We start from the raw sequence: 12,217 nt of genomic DNA on the forward strand, positions 1-12,217 counted from the left end.
TCTACTCCACTTGCGCGACGGCGCCATTGATCCGCGCGATCGCCTCAGTCAGCACCTCTTCGCTGGTCGCGGTCGAGATACGAAAATAGGGTGAAAGTCCATAAGCGACGCCGGGAACCGATGCCACGCGGCCTTCGTTGAGAAGATAGTTCGCCACCGCCGCGTCGTCCTCCAGCACGACTCCTTTCGGTGTCTTGCGGCCGATCAGGCTGGCGCAGCCGATATAGGCGTAGAAGGCGCCTTCCGGCGGTGACAGCGTCAGTCCGTTGATCTTCCTGATCCCAACCACGACCAGATCGCGGCGCGCCTCGAAGGCTTGCCGGAAGCGCGCCACCTCGCCCTGCGGACCGTTGAGCGCGGCGACCGTCGCCGCCTGCGCAATCGAGCAGACGGAGGTGCAGGACTGGCTCTGGATGGTCGACATCGCCTTGAGAAGCGGTGCCGGCCCGGCCGCATAGCCGACGCGCCAGCCCGTCATCGCATAGGACTTCGCGACGCCATTGACGATCAGGGTGCGGTCCTTGAGCTCGGGGCAGGCCTTGCCGAAGGAAACGAATTCGCGCCCGTCGAACAGGATGTGCTCGTAAATCTCGTCCGAGAGGACGAGCACCTGCGGGTGTCTTGCCAGCACCGCGCCCAGTGCCTTGAGATCAGCTTCCGAATAGACCGCGCCTGACGGGTTGCCCGGCATGTTGAGGAAAAGCCATTTGGTCCTCGCCGTGATGGCCTTCTCCAGCACGTCCGGAGCCAGCCGGAAGCCTGTTGTCTCCGGACACTCGACGAGGACGGGCGTGCCGCCGAGCAGCTTCACCATTTCGGGATAGGAGACGAAGTAGGGCGCCGGCAGGATCGCCTCGTCGCCGGCCTCGAGTGTGGCCATCAACGCGTTGAAGATGATCTGCTTGGCGCCGTTGGCGACGACGATGTCGTCAGCCGTGTAGTCCAGCCCGTTCTCGCGCCGGAATTTGCTGGCCACGGCCTCGCGCACTTCGGGCGTGCCGGCGGCACCGGTGTAGAGCGTCTGGCCGGCCTTCGCCGCAAAGTGGGCGGCGTCGATGATATGCATGGGCGTCGGGAAATCCGGCTCGCCGAGCCCGAGATCAATCACGTCGACGCCCTTGGCGCGCAGCGCCTTGGCGGCCTGCGAGGCCGCCATCGAAGCCGAAGGCTTCACCGCCGCCAGGCGCGAGGAAACATAGCTCATCTGTCGTTCTCCGAAACGTATCCCTTGGACCGGTCGTTCGCGCGCGCCTCGGCGCCGCGTTTCGACGGATCGCCATAGCCGCCGCCGCCCGGCAATTCTAGGATCAGCCGGCGGCCGGCCGGCACGTGCTGCCAGCCCTTGGGCCGCATTCGTGTGCCATCGTCCAGCTTGACGACGCCGGCTACTCCAGGCTCGCCGCCATTGCGTCCGTGGGCAGGGTGATTGACGCGGTCGAACATGGCCGAGAAGTCGAATTCGTGGCCTTCCGTCGCCTCGATCTCGATCACCTGTCCCAGGCCGCCGCGGAACTCGCCGTCGCCGCCGGAACCAGGCCGCAGTTCCTTGCGCCAGACGACGATCGGACCGGTATGCTCCGTCGCCTCGATCGGCATCGTGTGCACGCCGGAGGGAAAGGCCGTCGCCGACAGGCCGTCGAGGCCGGGGCGGGCGCCCATGCCGCCCGAGTTGAACATCAGCACCTCGGCGCGGCGGCCCTGGCCGCCCGCGATTGGCCGAGCCGAGATATGGATGTTCCACAGCGCGCCGGCGCCTTCGGCGAGGATCTTGCCGGGCATCGCCTGAGCGATCGCGCCCAGCACGAGGTCGGGGACCATATGGCCGAAGATGTGCCGCAGCGCCACCGGCGCCGGCCGCACGGCGTTCAGGATGTTGACCGGCGACGACACGGTGAAGAAGGCGAGCGAAGCGGCATTGTTGGGGATATCCGGGGCCACCACGCATTTCAGTGCGTAGCAGGCATAGGCCTTGCTGTAGATGATCGGGCAGTTGATGCCCCAGCGGCTCATCGGGTCGGTGCCGGTGAAATCGACATCGACGCCGTCGTCGCGAACCGTGACGGTCGCCGCCAGCTTCACCGGCGCGTCGTAACCGTCGGTGACCAGTTCGTTCGACCAGCTACCCTTCGGCAGCGCCTTGATGCGTTCGACCATGGCGTCCTGGGTGCGCGAGAAGATGAAGTCGCCGAGCCCGTCCAGTGACGTCAGGCCGATCTCCTTCATCATGTCGACGAGGCGGCGATGGCCGACCTCGTTGCAGGCGGCGAGCGAATAGAAATCGCCGACCACCTGGTTCGGCTCGCGCACATTGGCGCGCAGGATCCTGACGAGGTCGAGATTGACCTTGCCCTTCTCCGCGAACTTCATGATCGGGATCTGGATGCCTTCCTCGTAGACCGACTTGGCGTCGGCGCCGAAGCCGCGTCCGCCGACATCGACGACATGCGCCGTGCAGGCGAAGAAGGCCACCAGTTCGCCGTTCAGGAACGACGGCGACACCATGGTGATGTCGTGCAGATGGCCCGTGCCCTGCCAGGGATCGTTGGTGACATAGGTGTCGCCCTCGAACATGCTGTGGCGCGGGATTTCGTTCATGAAATGCAGCACGGCCTCGGCCATGGTGTTGACGTGGCCGGGCGTGCCGGTCACCGCCTGCGCCAGCATCTGGCCGCGCGGATCGAACACACCCGCCGACAGGTCGCCGGACTCGCGCACCGAGGTCGAGAAGGCGGTGCGCAGCAGGGTCAGCGCCTGTTCCTCGACCACCGAGATCAACCGGTTCCACATCACCTGCATGCGGATTTCGCCGATGTCGCTCATGCCTGGCTGCCTTTGCGGATCAGGAGGATGGCGCCGTCGCTCTGGATGACGGCGTCGAAGCTGGTGGTGACGACGGTGGACGTCTCGCGCTCGACGATGACCGCCGGACCCGCCACGCGGTCGCCGGCGCAGAGCGTCTCGCGTTCGACGATGCCATAGGTTTGCGGCGCGCCGCTGGCCGGATCGAAGACCGCGCGAGTCATGACCGCCGCGCTGGTCCGCTTGCCGGTGGTGAGTTCGTGCCTGGCGACGGCGGGGCGAACGTCCGTCGCCTTGATCGACCAGGTGACGATCTCGATCTCCAGCCCGTCGAGCCCCTCGATGGCGCGGCCGAAGAAGCGCTGGTAGTTCGCCTCGAACAGATCCTTGAGCGTGGTGGCGGCATCGTCGCCGAACGGCTCGTCCGGCAGCGGCACGGGGATTTCCCAGCCCTGGCCTGCGTAGCGCATGAAGGCAGTGATCTCGCAGATGATCTTGCCGGCGGCTCCGGTCCGCACGAAGCTCTCAGCGGACGCCTTGAGGTCGCCGAGCAAGGCGTTGACCTCGGCCGGCTTGAACCGCGACAGCCGGGTCAGCTTCGACGCCAGCGCCTCGTAGCCGAACGGCGCCCTGAGGAAGCCGATCGCCGACCCGACGCCCGCCCCCTTGGGGACGATGCACTGGTCGATGCCGAGTTTTTCGCAGAGCCGCGCCGCATGCAGCGGGGCCGCGCCGCCAAAGGCGATCATCAGATTGTCGGAAATGTTCTTGCCGTTCTCGACGGCATGGACGCGGGCAGCATTGGCCATGTTCTCGTCCACGACCTCGCAAATGCCGAAGGCCGTCGACATGGCGTCGAGCGACAGTCGTTCGCCGACATCGCGCAGGATGGCCTGTTCGGAGGCGGACGTGTCGAGCCGGATCGCACCACCGGCAAAATTGTCGGGATCGAGCTTGCCGAGCACCAGGTCGGCATCGGTGATCGCCGGGCGCTTGCCGCCGCGGCCATAGCAGGCCGGACCGGGTTCCGAGCCGGCGCTTTCCGGTCCGGTCTGGATGCGGCCCATGGCATCGACCCAGGCGATGGAGCCGCCGCCGGCGCCGATCTCGATCATCTCGATTACCGGAATCGAGATCGGCATGCCGGAACCCTTGCAGAAGCGATAGGTGCGTGCCACCTCGAACGTCCTCGCCGTGCGCGGCGCATAGTCCTCGATCAGGCAGATCTTGGCGGTGGTGCCGCCCATGTCATAGGAGACGACCTTCTCCAGGCCGAAACGCCTGGCGATGTCGGCGGCGAAGATGGCGCCGCCGGCCGGGCCGGATTCGACGAGGCGCACGGGAAATTCCGAGGCGATTTGGACAGAGATCAGGCCGCCGCCCGAATGGATCATGAAGACCGGGCACTCGGCGCCCATGTCTTTCAGCCGCGTCTGGAAACGGGCGAGGTAGTCGGCCATTTGCGGCCGCACATAGGCGTTGGCGCAGACCGTGTTGAAGCGCTCGAACTCGCGCATCTGCGGCGAGACTTCGGCGCTGATCGATATCGGCATGCTGAGCTTGCGGGAGAGGATCTCGCGCGCCCGCCGCTCATGGGCTGGATTGGTGTAGGAGTGGATGAAACCGATCGCCACCGAGCCGAAGCCGCCGGCCGCGATCCTGTCGGCGATCTCTTGGAGAGCGGCCTCGTCGAGCGGCTGCAGTTCCTGGCCCTCGGCGCCGATGCGGCCCTTGACCGTGAAGCGGTGCTCGCGCGGGATCAGCGGCGTCGGCAACTGGAGGTTCAGGTCATATTGCTCGAAGCGGTTTTCGGTGCGCATCTCGATGACGTCGCGAAACCCTTCGGTCGTGACCAGCGCGGTCTTGGCGCCGCGCCGCTCGATCAGCGCGTTCGTCGCCAGCGTCGTGCCGTGGATGATGATGCCGATCTCGGCCAGCGAGATCCCGGCGTCGCGGGTGACGATGTCGATGCCGTCGAGGATCGCCTGCTCGGGCGCCGTATAATTGGTGAGCACCTTGGTGGAGATGATCGTTCCACGCAAATCGAGGGCGATGTCGGTGAACGTGCCGCCGATGTCCGCGCCGAGACGGATGTCGTCGTTCTTGGAGTTCATGCCTTGGCCTTCTGGGAAGCGAGCGCGGCGTCGCGCATCTGGGAGAGGGTCTGCCGGGGCGTCAGCGCCTCGGGCGAGATGGCGATGTCGAGAACGGCGCCCGTCGCCGAGTTGAGCGCCCGGCCGAACGCGGCGACGAAATCCTGTGTCGACGCGACCCGCTCGGCGTGGAAGCCATAGGCCTTTGCCAAGGTCACGAAGTCGGGGTTCTCGAGCGAGGTTCCAGAAACGCGGGCCGGATAGTGACGCTCCTGATGCGCGCGGATCGTGCCGTAGATGCCGTTGTTGAGGATCAGCACGATCGGCTGCGCGCCCGCCTGCATGGCGGTGCCAAGCTCCTGGCAATTCATCTGGAAGTCGCCGTCGCCGGCAAAGCAGACGACAGTGCGCTCTGGAAACGCGACCTTCGCGGCGACCGCCGCCGGCAGGCCGTAACCCATGGCGCCGGACTGCGGGGCAAGCAGGCGTGCCTCCGGTCCGAACTTGAAGAACTTGTTCGGCCACACGGTGAAATTGCCGGCGCCGTTGGTGAGGATGACGTCGGCGGGCAGGGTCTCGCGCAGCCAGGCGCTCACCGCCACCATATCGACCGGGCCTGGCTGGACGGGTGCGGAGAATGTCCCTTCATAGGCCTTGCGCGCCGCCGCGCGCCATTCCGTCCAGCGACCCTTCACCGGCGTCAGGGCCTTGGCGAAGGCGTTTGGGCCGGCATGGATGCCGAGCGCCGGCACATAGATCTTGCCGATCTCGCGGTCAGAGCCATGGACATGGATCAGCTTCTGGCGCGGCACCCGGCACGGAGAGCAGCGTGTAGCCATCCGTCGTCATCTCGCCGAAGCGCACATTGACGGCCAGGATCACGTCGGGCGTCGCGGATCAGATTTTTGACATGCGCGACCATGCCGACGCCGGCCTCGCCGACGAAGGCCGGCGAATGGTTGTCGAACTGATCCTGATAGCGGAAGGCGGCCACGACCGGTATGTCGGAGGCCTGGGCGAAAGCCTGCAGCGCCGCGCGCCCGTCCGCCGTCCAATTGGCGCCGCCCATCAGCAGCACCGGCCTCTCGGCCGCCGCCAGCAGCTTGAGGGCCGACGCAGTCGCGTCCGCGCTCGGCGCCGGCTCGAAAATCGCCGCCGGGCCGCTCAGCCGTGCCAGGCCTCGGTCAGGGTGGTCAGCATGTCTTCCGGCAGCGCGACCACAACCGGGCCCGGGCCGTCCGGTCGTGGCGGTGGTCCAGGCCCGCGCCACGATCTCCGGCAGCCGCGCGGACGTCGTCGATCTCGACCGCCCATTTAGCGACGGTGCCGAACACGGCGCGGTAGTCGATCTCCTGGAAGGCTTCGCGGGCCCTCATGTCGGTGCCGACCTGGCCGACGAACAGGATCATCGGCGAACTGTCCTGCATGGCGGTGTGGACGCCGATGCTGGCATTGGTGACACCCGGGCCGCGCGTCACGAAGCAGAGGCCCGGCATGCCCGTCAGCTTGCCATAGGCCGAGGCCATGAAGGCCGCGCCACCCTCATTGCGGCAGAGAATGTAGTCCCAGCCTGCCATGCGTGTCGTGCAGGGCGTCGAGGACGGCGAGGTAACTTTCGCCGGGCACGCCGAAGCTCTTGGTCGCGCCCAGCGCGATCAGGCATTCGACAAGAAGGCGACCGCCATTGCGGATCATGCTTCAGCATCCTCGAGATTGGTGGCAAGCGGACCGAGCCTGCCTTTTCGGATTGTGGCCGGTTTCTCAACGCAGCCGGATCGTATCGAAGTTTTCCGGAATAGTCCGGGCACCCACGTCCCCAGAACATCATTCGCCGGATGACCAGAACAGACCACAAACCGCCAGGGAGACGGCATAAAGCACGGCAGCAGCAGCACGAACCATGAAGGCCGGACGATCGGCACGCAGCAGCCATGCCAGAAGTCCCGGACAGACGATTGCAGCTGTGTCCAAGGGAGCGCCAATCCGCAAACAGCACGAACTGGCCATTGAAAACGGTGGTCTCAGGCCAGAGGGATGGCGACCATTTGGTCAGCCGAGGAACCGATTTCCAGGACATGAGCGAAGGACGGTCCAAGGCTGAGCGCTGCGATGGTGGCGGTCAGGGCACACCAGAACAGCAGAAAGCCGCGTATCTCCGTCATTCGGACAACGGGGTGGATGCCGAAGGTGTTCTCTGCGGGTGCCATGTCGTTTGCTGTTGAAAAGGCGTCACGCTTGTTTTTCGCGCGCTTCGTTTATGAGGGGCCGCAGTTGTTGTTTCTGGAACGGAGCGAAAGATGACGACCATCTTCACCGCGCACCCCTCGAGGGTTCCGGCGTAGGCAGCATTTTGTGATGACTTGCCGCCGGTCGAACGGATGCCTGACGGCGTCCGGTTTGTGACCTTTATCCAGAAGTGTTCCATCATGGGCAATTTTATCGGAGGCCTCGGCCTCCCTTCGTCGTGCGCAGCACCTTGCCTGCGCACATCCAGCATTGTTTTTCGCCGCAGACATGGATCGAGGGCGCGGCGCTCCAGCAGCTCGGAACGTCGCGGCCTTGCCCGGCGTCACCTCGGTTGCGGGCCTTTCCAGACCTGCATCCGGCAATACGGTCCGACCGGCATTGCCGTGCTGTCAGAACGGCTGCATCCGCACTGATCGGCAACGACATTGGCTGCGGCATGTCGCTGTTCGAGCTCGACCCTGCCGTTGCGCAAGCTCAGGATCGACAAGGCTGTCGAATGCCTGCGCCGGACCGAAGCGGAGGATATCGACCCGCAGCGGCGCTCGCTGCCTCTGACCTGCCGACGGATCTCTATCCGGATGCGCTGGGCACGATCGGCGGCGGCAACCATTTCTCGGCGAGCTGCAAGCGGTCGACCAGACCGATGCGGCTGGGGAAGGCCTGTTCGACCGCCAGAAGCTCTATCTGCTGGTGCATTCCGGCTCGCGCGGGCTTGGTGCCTTGTCTTCGGGCATGATGCTGGGATTTTCCAGTCGGCGGTGACGGCCGGGCTCGATCCGGAGTCGGCCGCGGGGCAAGGACTGGCGTCGTCAGCATGATATTTTGCGTCACCTGGGCGTCGCTCAACCGCAGGCTGATCGCCGAGCGCGCGGCCAGCGCCTTGCGCAGCAAGCCCGGCTGGTGGCTGATGTGCCGCAATAACCTTGTCCGCGACCGGGCCGATGGTTTCGTCCACCACAAGGGCTCGGCCGCGGTACGGGCGGGAGATGTCGCACGATCGCCGGTTCGCGCGCCAGCCTGAGCTATGTCGTGCGGGCGCTCAACGGTACGGGCCTATCGCTCGGCGCATTTCGCACGGTGCCGGCCGCAAATACCGACCGTGCCACCATGCACGGCCGTGCCGGGCGCAACAGGTCGGAGCGCGACGCCTGCTCAGAATGCCTGGGGCGGGCAATTGATCTGCGACGACCGCAACCTGGTCATCGAGGAAGCGGCGCCGCCCTACAAGGACGCCGGACAGGTGGTTCAAGACCTTGCCGATGCCGCCCTGGCGTGCGGCTTGCGGCAATGAAGCCGATGGTGACCGACAAGAAGGCGATGGAAGGCCCGCCGATCGGACACGCAAGAATCCATCTCGCGAACGTATGGCAAGGAGGGCGACCATGGCCGCGATTGACATGCTCGTCACCTCAGCAACGGACCGGTCGAATGCCGCATCGCCTTGATGGCGCTGGTGCGAGACCATCGAGAAGGAAGCCGTTCGGCTCGGCTGCCACCTGCGAGGCCTCCTTTGGTCACAGGCCGGACCGGCATGGGCGCCAAATCCGCCGTGCTCAGCCTCGAGGGCCGCAACGCCGAAGCGCTCGCGCGGGAGTATTGCGGCACCGTCAAGTTCGTCTTCAAAAGCCCGGTGCGTGCAGGCCACAAGCGCCAGAACTGGTTCGTCGGCGTGAAGACGGTGGACCTGGCGGCGGCGGCGCCTGCCGCGGCTTCGATCGCGGTGTCGGATGTTCGTTTTGAGACGCTGCGCGCCGGCGACCCGGCGGACAGCATCAGAACACCACCGACAGCGCCCGTGGCGGGGCCGTCCATCTGCCGACGGGTATTGTGGTGACGGCACGCAACACGAACGCTCGCAACACCGCAACAGGGCGATCGCGCTGAGGCGGCTGGAAGCGATGCTGCGGGTTCTCGCTGATCGCGAGGCCGAACAGTCGAAAGCGGAGATCTTCATCGCACAACAAGGCGCTGGAGCGCGGCAATGAGGTCAAGGTGTTTCGGCTCTGACCTCCGAGCGAAGTGGCGCGGCGCGGCGTCGCCGGTGGGAAAACCGTCCTGGCTTCCTGCCGCGCTCCTGCGGTTCTATCGTGGCCTTGTCCAAGTCCCGAGAATCATGTCCCGCTCCAGAACGCCTGCTCGCCTGATCCAAACGCTACGCCGGCACCGCCGGCCGGTGAGCGGACAGGCGCTGGCCGCTGAACTCGGGATTTCGATCCGCACGCTCTACCGCGACATCGCCACGCTGCAAGGCCAGGGCGCACCGATCGAAGGTGAGCTGGCCTGGGCTATGTGCTCAAGCCCGGCTTCATGCTGCCGCCGCTGATGTTCAGCGACGAGGAGATCGAGCCATCGTGCTCGGCTGCGCGCTGGGTCGCCAAGCAGCCGGACGGCGCCTCTCGAGCCGCTGCCGCCAACGCGCTGGCGAAGATCGCGGCCGTGCTGCCGGACGACTCTGCGCGAGGATCTCGACGCCTCGACAGCTGCTCGTCGACCTCCCGACGCAGCTGTCGAGGGCATCGACCTCGGACTGTGCGGCAGTGCCATCCGCAACGAGCGCAAGCTCGCTTATTTGTATCGCGACGCTGCGGCGCGCCTCACGAACGCGTGGTCTGGCCGTTGCGTTGGGGTTCTTCGACAAGGTGCGAGGTCGTGGTGGCGTGGTGCGAGGATTGCGGCAGATTTCCGGCGCATTGTTTCGCGCCGATCGCATCGCGAGCTCAAGCGCCACCGCACAGGCGCTATCCGCGTCGTCGCCAGGCGCTGCTGAAGGAATGGCGGGCGACGCTCGACAAGCCGCGCGGCTCGTGACGGCTACTGCCAGAATCTGACAGTAGTCATCCTATTGGTCGCCAGGTCGAAACGCTGAACCTTGGAGAGCAGACATGGACATCCCCGAATTTCGTCATCCTCTATGTCGACCAACCACAGCAGAGCGGTGCCTTCATACAGCGCGCTGCTCGGTCGCGAGGCCGGTCGCAAGCTTCGCCGACCTTCGTGCTGTTCGTGCTCGACGCGGGCTTCAAGCTCGGCCTCTGGTCGCGCCATACGGTGGAGCCGCCCGCGACCGCAGCAGGCGGCCGGCGCCGAAATCGTCTTTGCGCTGGATACGCCGGATGCTGGTCGATGCCGCGCCATGCCGACTGGTCCAGGCGCGGGCTGAAATCCTGCAGACGCCGACCGACATGGATTTCGGCCGCACCTTCGTGGTCGCTCGATCCCGACAACCATCGCCTGCGCGTCTACTGGCCTGTCCGATGGGGAACCAGGCCAATGGGGACACAGAAATGAGCGCGTACTGGATCGCCGTTGCCTCGGCCGAACACGCTCCGTGCGCGTGGCCCGTCAGGGCGGCTTCATGCAGGTCAATCACGGCAGGCCGGCACCGCTGTCGCCCGCGTCAAACCCGGCGACGGCATCGTCTATTATTCGCCAACCACCATTTTAGGCGAAAGGACGGTCTGCAGGCCTTACGGCGATCGCACCGTGCGGGAAGGCGATCCTATCAGGGCGATATGGGCGGCGGCTTCACGCCGTTCCGGCGCGATGTCGAGTTGGACAAAGGCCGAGGAAACATCGATCAAGCCGCTGCTCGACAGCTGGACTTCACCGCCGGCAAGTTCGAATTGGGGTTATCAGCTTCGCTTTTGGCCTCTATCGAAATCAGCGCCCATGATTTTCGCTGATCGCCGAGGCGATGGGCGCCAAAATTGCCGCGGCAGCAAACTAGCAGCACGTCCGGTTAATCTGGGTCATAACCTGCGGCCTGAAGTAGTTCTGGCATTCGCGCTGGGGTGAAGAGTCCGACGAGCCGATCGACGGCGGGTCCACAGGGCTGTGATTGTCCTCTCGGCTTTGGCCCGCATAAGAGCCTTGAGTTTTGAGAGGCGTTCGATCGGATTGAAGTCGGTTGCTGTAGGGCGGCAGGAACATGAGCCTCGCGCCGGTCGTCTCGATTGCCTCGGCTTTCCAGCCGAGTGAACAGCAACTGCGCTGGGCGCAGCGCGTCGTCGACTGCGGCCCGGGACGGCGCAGCGCGCCTTGTCGACGGCAGGATGATCGGACGCTCCCATATCGCCAGGCCCGGGCACTTCTCGCGCGGGCCGTTTCGCAACTCAGTGGAGGTGTCTAACCATGGCCGGTATCAGCGACACTCCTCAACAAGATTCAAGGACAAGGATCTGATCCGGGAAGCGGGATTGATCGGCAGAGAGTGGCTCGGCCAATCCCGGTCCGGACAAACCTTCGAGGTCACCAACCTTCGACCAGCGAAGTGCTGGCCAGGCTGCCCGATTTACCCGAGCCGACATCGCCAATGCGATCGATGTGGCCTATGTTCGTCCAGAAGGAGTGGGCTGCCCGTACCGGCAAGGAGCGCGCTGCAGTCATTCGGCGCTGGTATGATCTGACGAGTCGCCAATCTTGATGACCTGGCGACGATCCTGACCGCTGAAATGGGGAAGCCGTTCGCCGAGTCCAAGGGCGAGATCCTCTATGGCGCGTCCTACATCGAGTGGTTCGGCGAAGAGGCCAAGCGCGTCTATGGCGACCACTATCCACCGGTCATGCCCGTGACAAGCGGATCGTCGTGATCAGCAACCTGTCGGGGTCGTCGGCGCTGTTACGCCCTGGAATTTTCCCTCGGCGATGGTGGCGCGCAAGATCGCTCCGGCGCTGGCGGTGGGCTGCTCGATCGTCTGTCAAACCGGCATGCCCTGACGCCACTCTCCGACTTGGCCCTCGCCGTATACTTGCGGAAAGGGCAGGGTGTGCCGTCCGGTGCTATTGAGCGTTGTCCCGATCACGAAGAGCTCGGACTTTCGGCGATGAGTGTTTGCGGAAAACGAGAAGGTTCGCAAACTCACGTTCACCGGGTCGACCGAGGTCGGCCGCACCCTGATGGCGCAAGCCCTCGGCGCAAGTCATGAAGCTCAGCATGGAACTGGGCGGCAACGCCACCGTTCATCGTCTTCGACGACGCCGATGTCCGATGCGGCCGTCGAAGGAGCCCTCGTCTCCAAGTTCCGCAATGCTGGCCAGACCTGGTCTGCGCCAATCGCCTTTACGTGCAGAGCGGTATC

10 protein-coding genes and 3 pseudogenes are annotated in these 12,217 nt (G+C 65.3%); 6 read left to right on the forward strand and 7 right to left on the reverse strand.

Features of this window, described 5'->3' with window-relative positions; all coding sequences use genetic code 11:
* Position 1 precedes the first annotated feature (1 nt).
* From ACFSQT_RS29625 to ACFSQT_RS29650, 6 genes and pseudogenes are all read right to left on the reverse strand, one after another.
* Positions 2-1,204, reverse strand: coding sequence for a pyridoxal phosphate-dependent aminotransferase (locus tag ACFSQT_RS29625; RefSeq protein WP_379024801.1), 1,203 nt, complete (start codon positions 1,202-1,204; stop codon positions 2-4).
* Entirely contained in the window at positions 1,201-2,820 is a 1,620-nt protein-coding gene (locus ACFSQT_RS29630) for a hydantoinase B/oxoprolinase family protein (protein ID WP_379024803.1), read from the reverse strand. The genes ACFSQT_RS29625 and ACFSQT_RS29630 overlap by 4 nt, the downstream gene beginning before the upstream one ends.
* The gene (locus tag ACFSQT_RS29635; protein ID WP_379024805.1) at positions 2,817-4,913 is read right to left on the reverse strand and encodes a hydantoinase/oxoprolinase family protein; all 2,097 of its coding nucleotides are present in this window, start codon (positions 4,911-4,913) and stop codon (positions 2,817-2,819) included. The genes ACFSQT_RS29630 and ACFSQT_RS29635 overlap by 4 nt, the downstream gene beginning before the upstream one ends.
* Positions 4,910-6,587: pseudogene (locus tag ACFSQT_RS29640) on the reverse strand (thiamine pyrophosphate-binding protein). Before ACFSQT_RS29640 ends, ACFSQT_RS29635 begins: the two are co-directional and overlap by 4 nt.
* A 326-nt stretch (positions 6,588-6,913) precedes the next feature.
* Positions 6,914-7,099 carry a hypothetical protein gene (locus ACFSQT_RS29645; RefSeq protein WP_379024807.1) on the reverse strand — a complete coding sequence of 62 codons (186 nt, stop codon included), beginning with the start codon at positions 7,097-7,099 and terminating at the stop codon, positions 6,914-6,916.
* 610 nt (positions 7,100-7,709) lie between these two features.
* Positions 7,710-7,835, reverse strand: coding sequence for a hypothetical protein (locus ACFSQT_RS29650; RefSeq protein ID WP_379024809.1), 126 nt, complete (start codon positions 7,833-7,835; stop codon positions 7,710-7,712).
* Between the two features lie 118 nt (positions 7,836-7,953).
* Between ACFSQT_RS29650 and ACFSQT_RS29655 the strand changes: the two genes are divergently transcribed.
* From ACFSQT_RS29655 to ACFSQT_RS29670, 4 genes are all read left to right on the forward strand, one after another.
* Complete coding sequence (locus tag ACFSQT_RS29655; protein WP_379024811.1) at positions 7,954-8,160, forward strand: hypothetical protein; 207 nt, start codon at positions 7,954-7,956, stop codon at positions 8,158-8,160.
* A gap of 510 nt (positions 8,161-8,670) precedes the next feature.
* On the forward strand, positions 8,671-8,973 hold the full coding sequence (locus ACFSQT_RS29660) for a hypothetical protein (RefSeq protein WP_379024813.1): 303 nt from the start codon (positions 8,671-8,673) through the stop codon (positions 8,971-8,973).
* A 279-nt stretch (positions 8,974-9,252) separates the two neighbouring features.
* Positions 9,253-9,462: a helix-turn-helix domain-containing protein gene (locus tag ACFSQT_RS29665; protein ID WP_379024815.1), complete on the forward strand. Its 210-nt coding sequence runs from the start codon at positions 9,253-9,255 to the stop codon at positions 9,460-9,462.
* 790 nt (positions 9,463-10,252) lie between these two features.
* Positions 10,253-10,822, forward strand: coding sequence for an EVE domain-containing protein (locus ACFSQT_RS29670; protein ID WP_379024817.1), 570 nt, complete (start codon positions 10,253-10,255; stop codon positions 10,820-10,822).
* 56 nt (positions 10,823-10,878) lie between these two features.
* On the opposite strand, the pseudogene ACFSQT_RS29675 reads toward ACFSQT_RS29670, so the two are convergent.
* Positions 10,879-11,099 (reverse strand): annotated as a pseudogene (locus ACFSQT_RS29675) (IS630 family transposase); the annotation flags it as partial.
* A 491-nt stretch (positions 11,100-11,590) separates the two neighbouring features.
* On the opposite strand from ACFSQT_RS29675, the gene ACFSQT_RS29680 reads away from it, so the two are divergent.
* Positions 11,591-11,728, forward strand: coding sequence for a hypothetical protein (locus ACFSQT_RS29680; RefSeq protein ID WP_379024819.1), 138 nt, complete (start codon positions 11,591-11,593; stop codon positions 11,726-11,728).
* 55 nt (positions 11,729-11,783) lie between these two features.
* Positions 11,784-12,217: pseudogene (locus ACFSQT_RS29685) on the forward strand (aldehyde dehydrogenase family protein); the annotation flags it as partial.

It is taken from the genome of Mesorhizobium calcicola (assembly GCF_042682105.1).
Lineage (GTDB): Bacteria > Pseudomonadota > Alphaproteobacteria > Rhizobiales > Rhizobiaceae > Mesorhizobium > Mesorhizobium calcicola.

What these genes read in the sequence shown, in the direction of transcription:
- ACFSQT_RS29625 (WP_379024801.1), bottom strand. Translation starts at nt 1,204, where the DNA reads ATGAGCTATGTTTCCTCGCGCCTGGCGGCGGTGAAGCCTTCGGCTTCG.
- ACFSQT_RS29630 (WP_379024803.1), bottom strand. Translation starts at nt 2,820, where the DNA reads ATGAGCGACATCGGCGAAATCCGCATGCAGGTGATGTGGAACCGGTTG.
- ACFSQT_RS29660 (WP_379024813.1), top strand. Translation starts at nt 8,671, where the DNA reads ATGGGCGCCAAATCCGCCGTGCTCAGCCTCGAGGGCCGCAACGCCGAA.
- ACFSQT_RS29645 (WP_379024807.1), bottom strand. Translation starts at nt 7,099, where the DNA reads ATGGCACCCGCAGAGAACACCTTCGGCATCCACCCCGTTGTCCGAATG.
- ACFSQT_RS29650 (WP_379024809.1), bottom strand. Translation starts at nt 7,835, where the DNA reads ATGCACCAGCAGATAGAGCTTCTGGCGGTCGAACAGGCCTTCCCCAGC.
- ACFSQT_RS29665 (WP_379024815.1), top strand. Translation starts at nt 9,253, where the DNA reads ATGTCCCGCTCCAGAACGCCTGCTCGCCTGATCCAAACGCTACGCCGG.
- ACFSQT_RS29655 (WP_379024811.1), top strand. Translation starts at nt 7,954, where the DNA reads ATGATATTTTGCGTCACCTGGGCGTCGCTCAACCGCAGGCTGATCGCC.
- ACFSQT_RS29680 (WP_379024819.1), top strand. Translation starts at nt 11,591, where the DNA reads ATGGGGAAGCCGTTCGCCGAGTCCAAGGGCGAGATCCTCTATGGCGCG.
- ACFSQT_RS29670 (WP_379024817.1), top strand. Translation starts at nt 10,253, where the DNA reads ATGCTGGTCGATGCCGCGCCATGCCGACTGGTCCAGGCGCGGGCTGAA.
- ACFSQT_RS29635 (WP_379024805.1), bottom strand. Translation starts at nt 4,913, where the DNA reads ATGAACTCCAAGAACGACGACATCCGTCTCGGCGCGGACATCGGCGGC.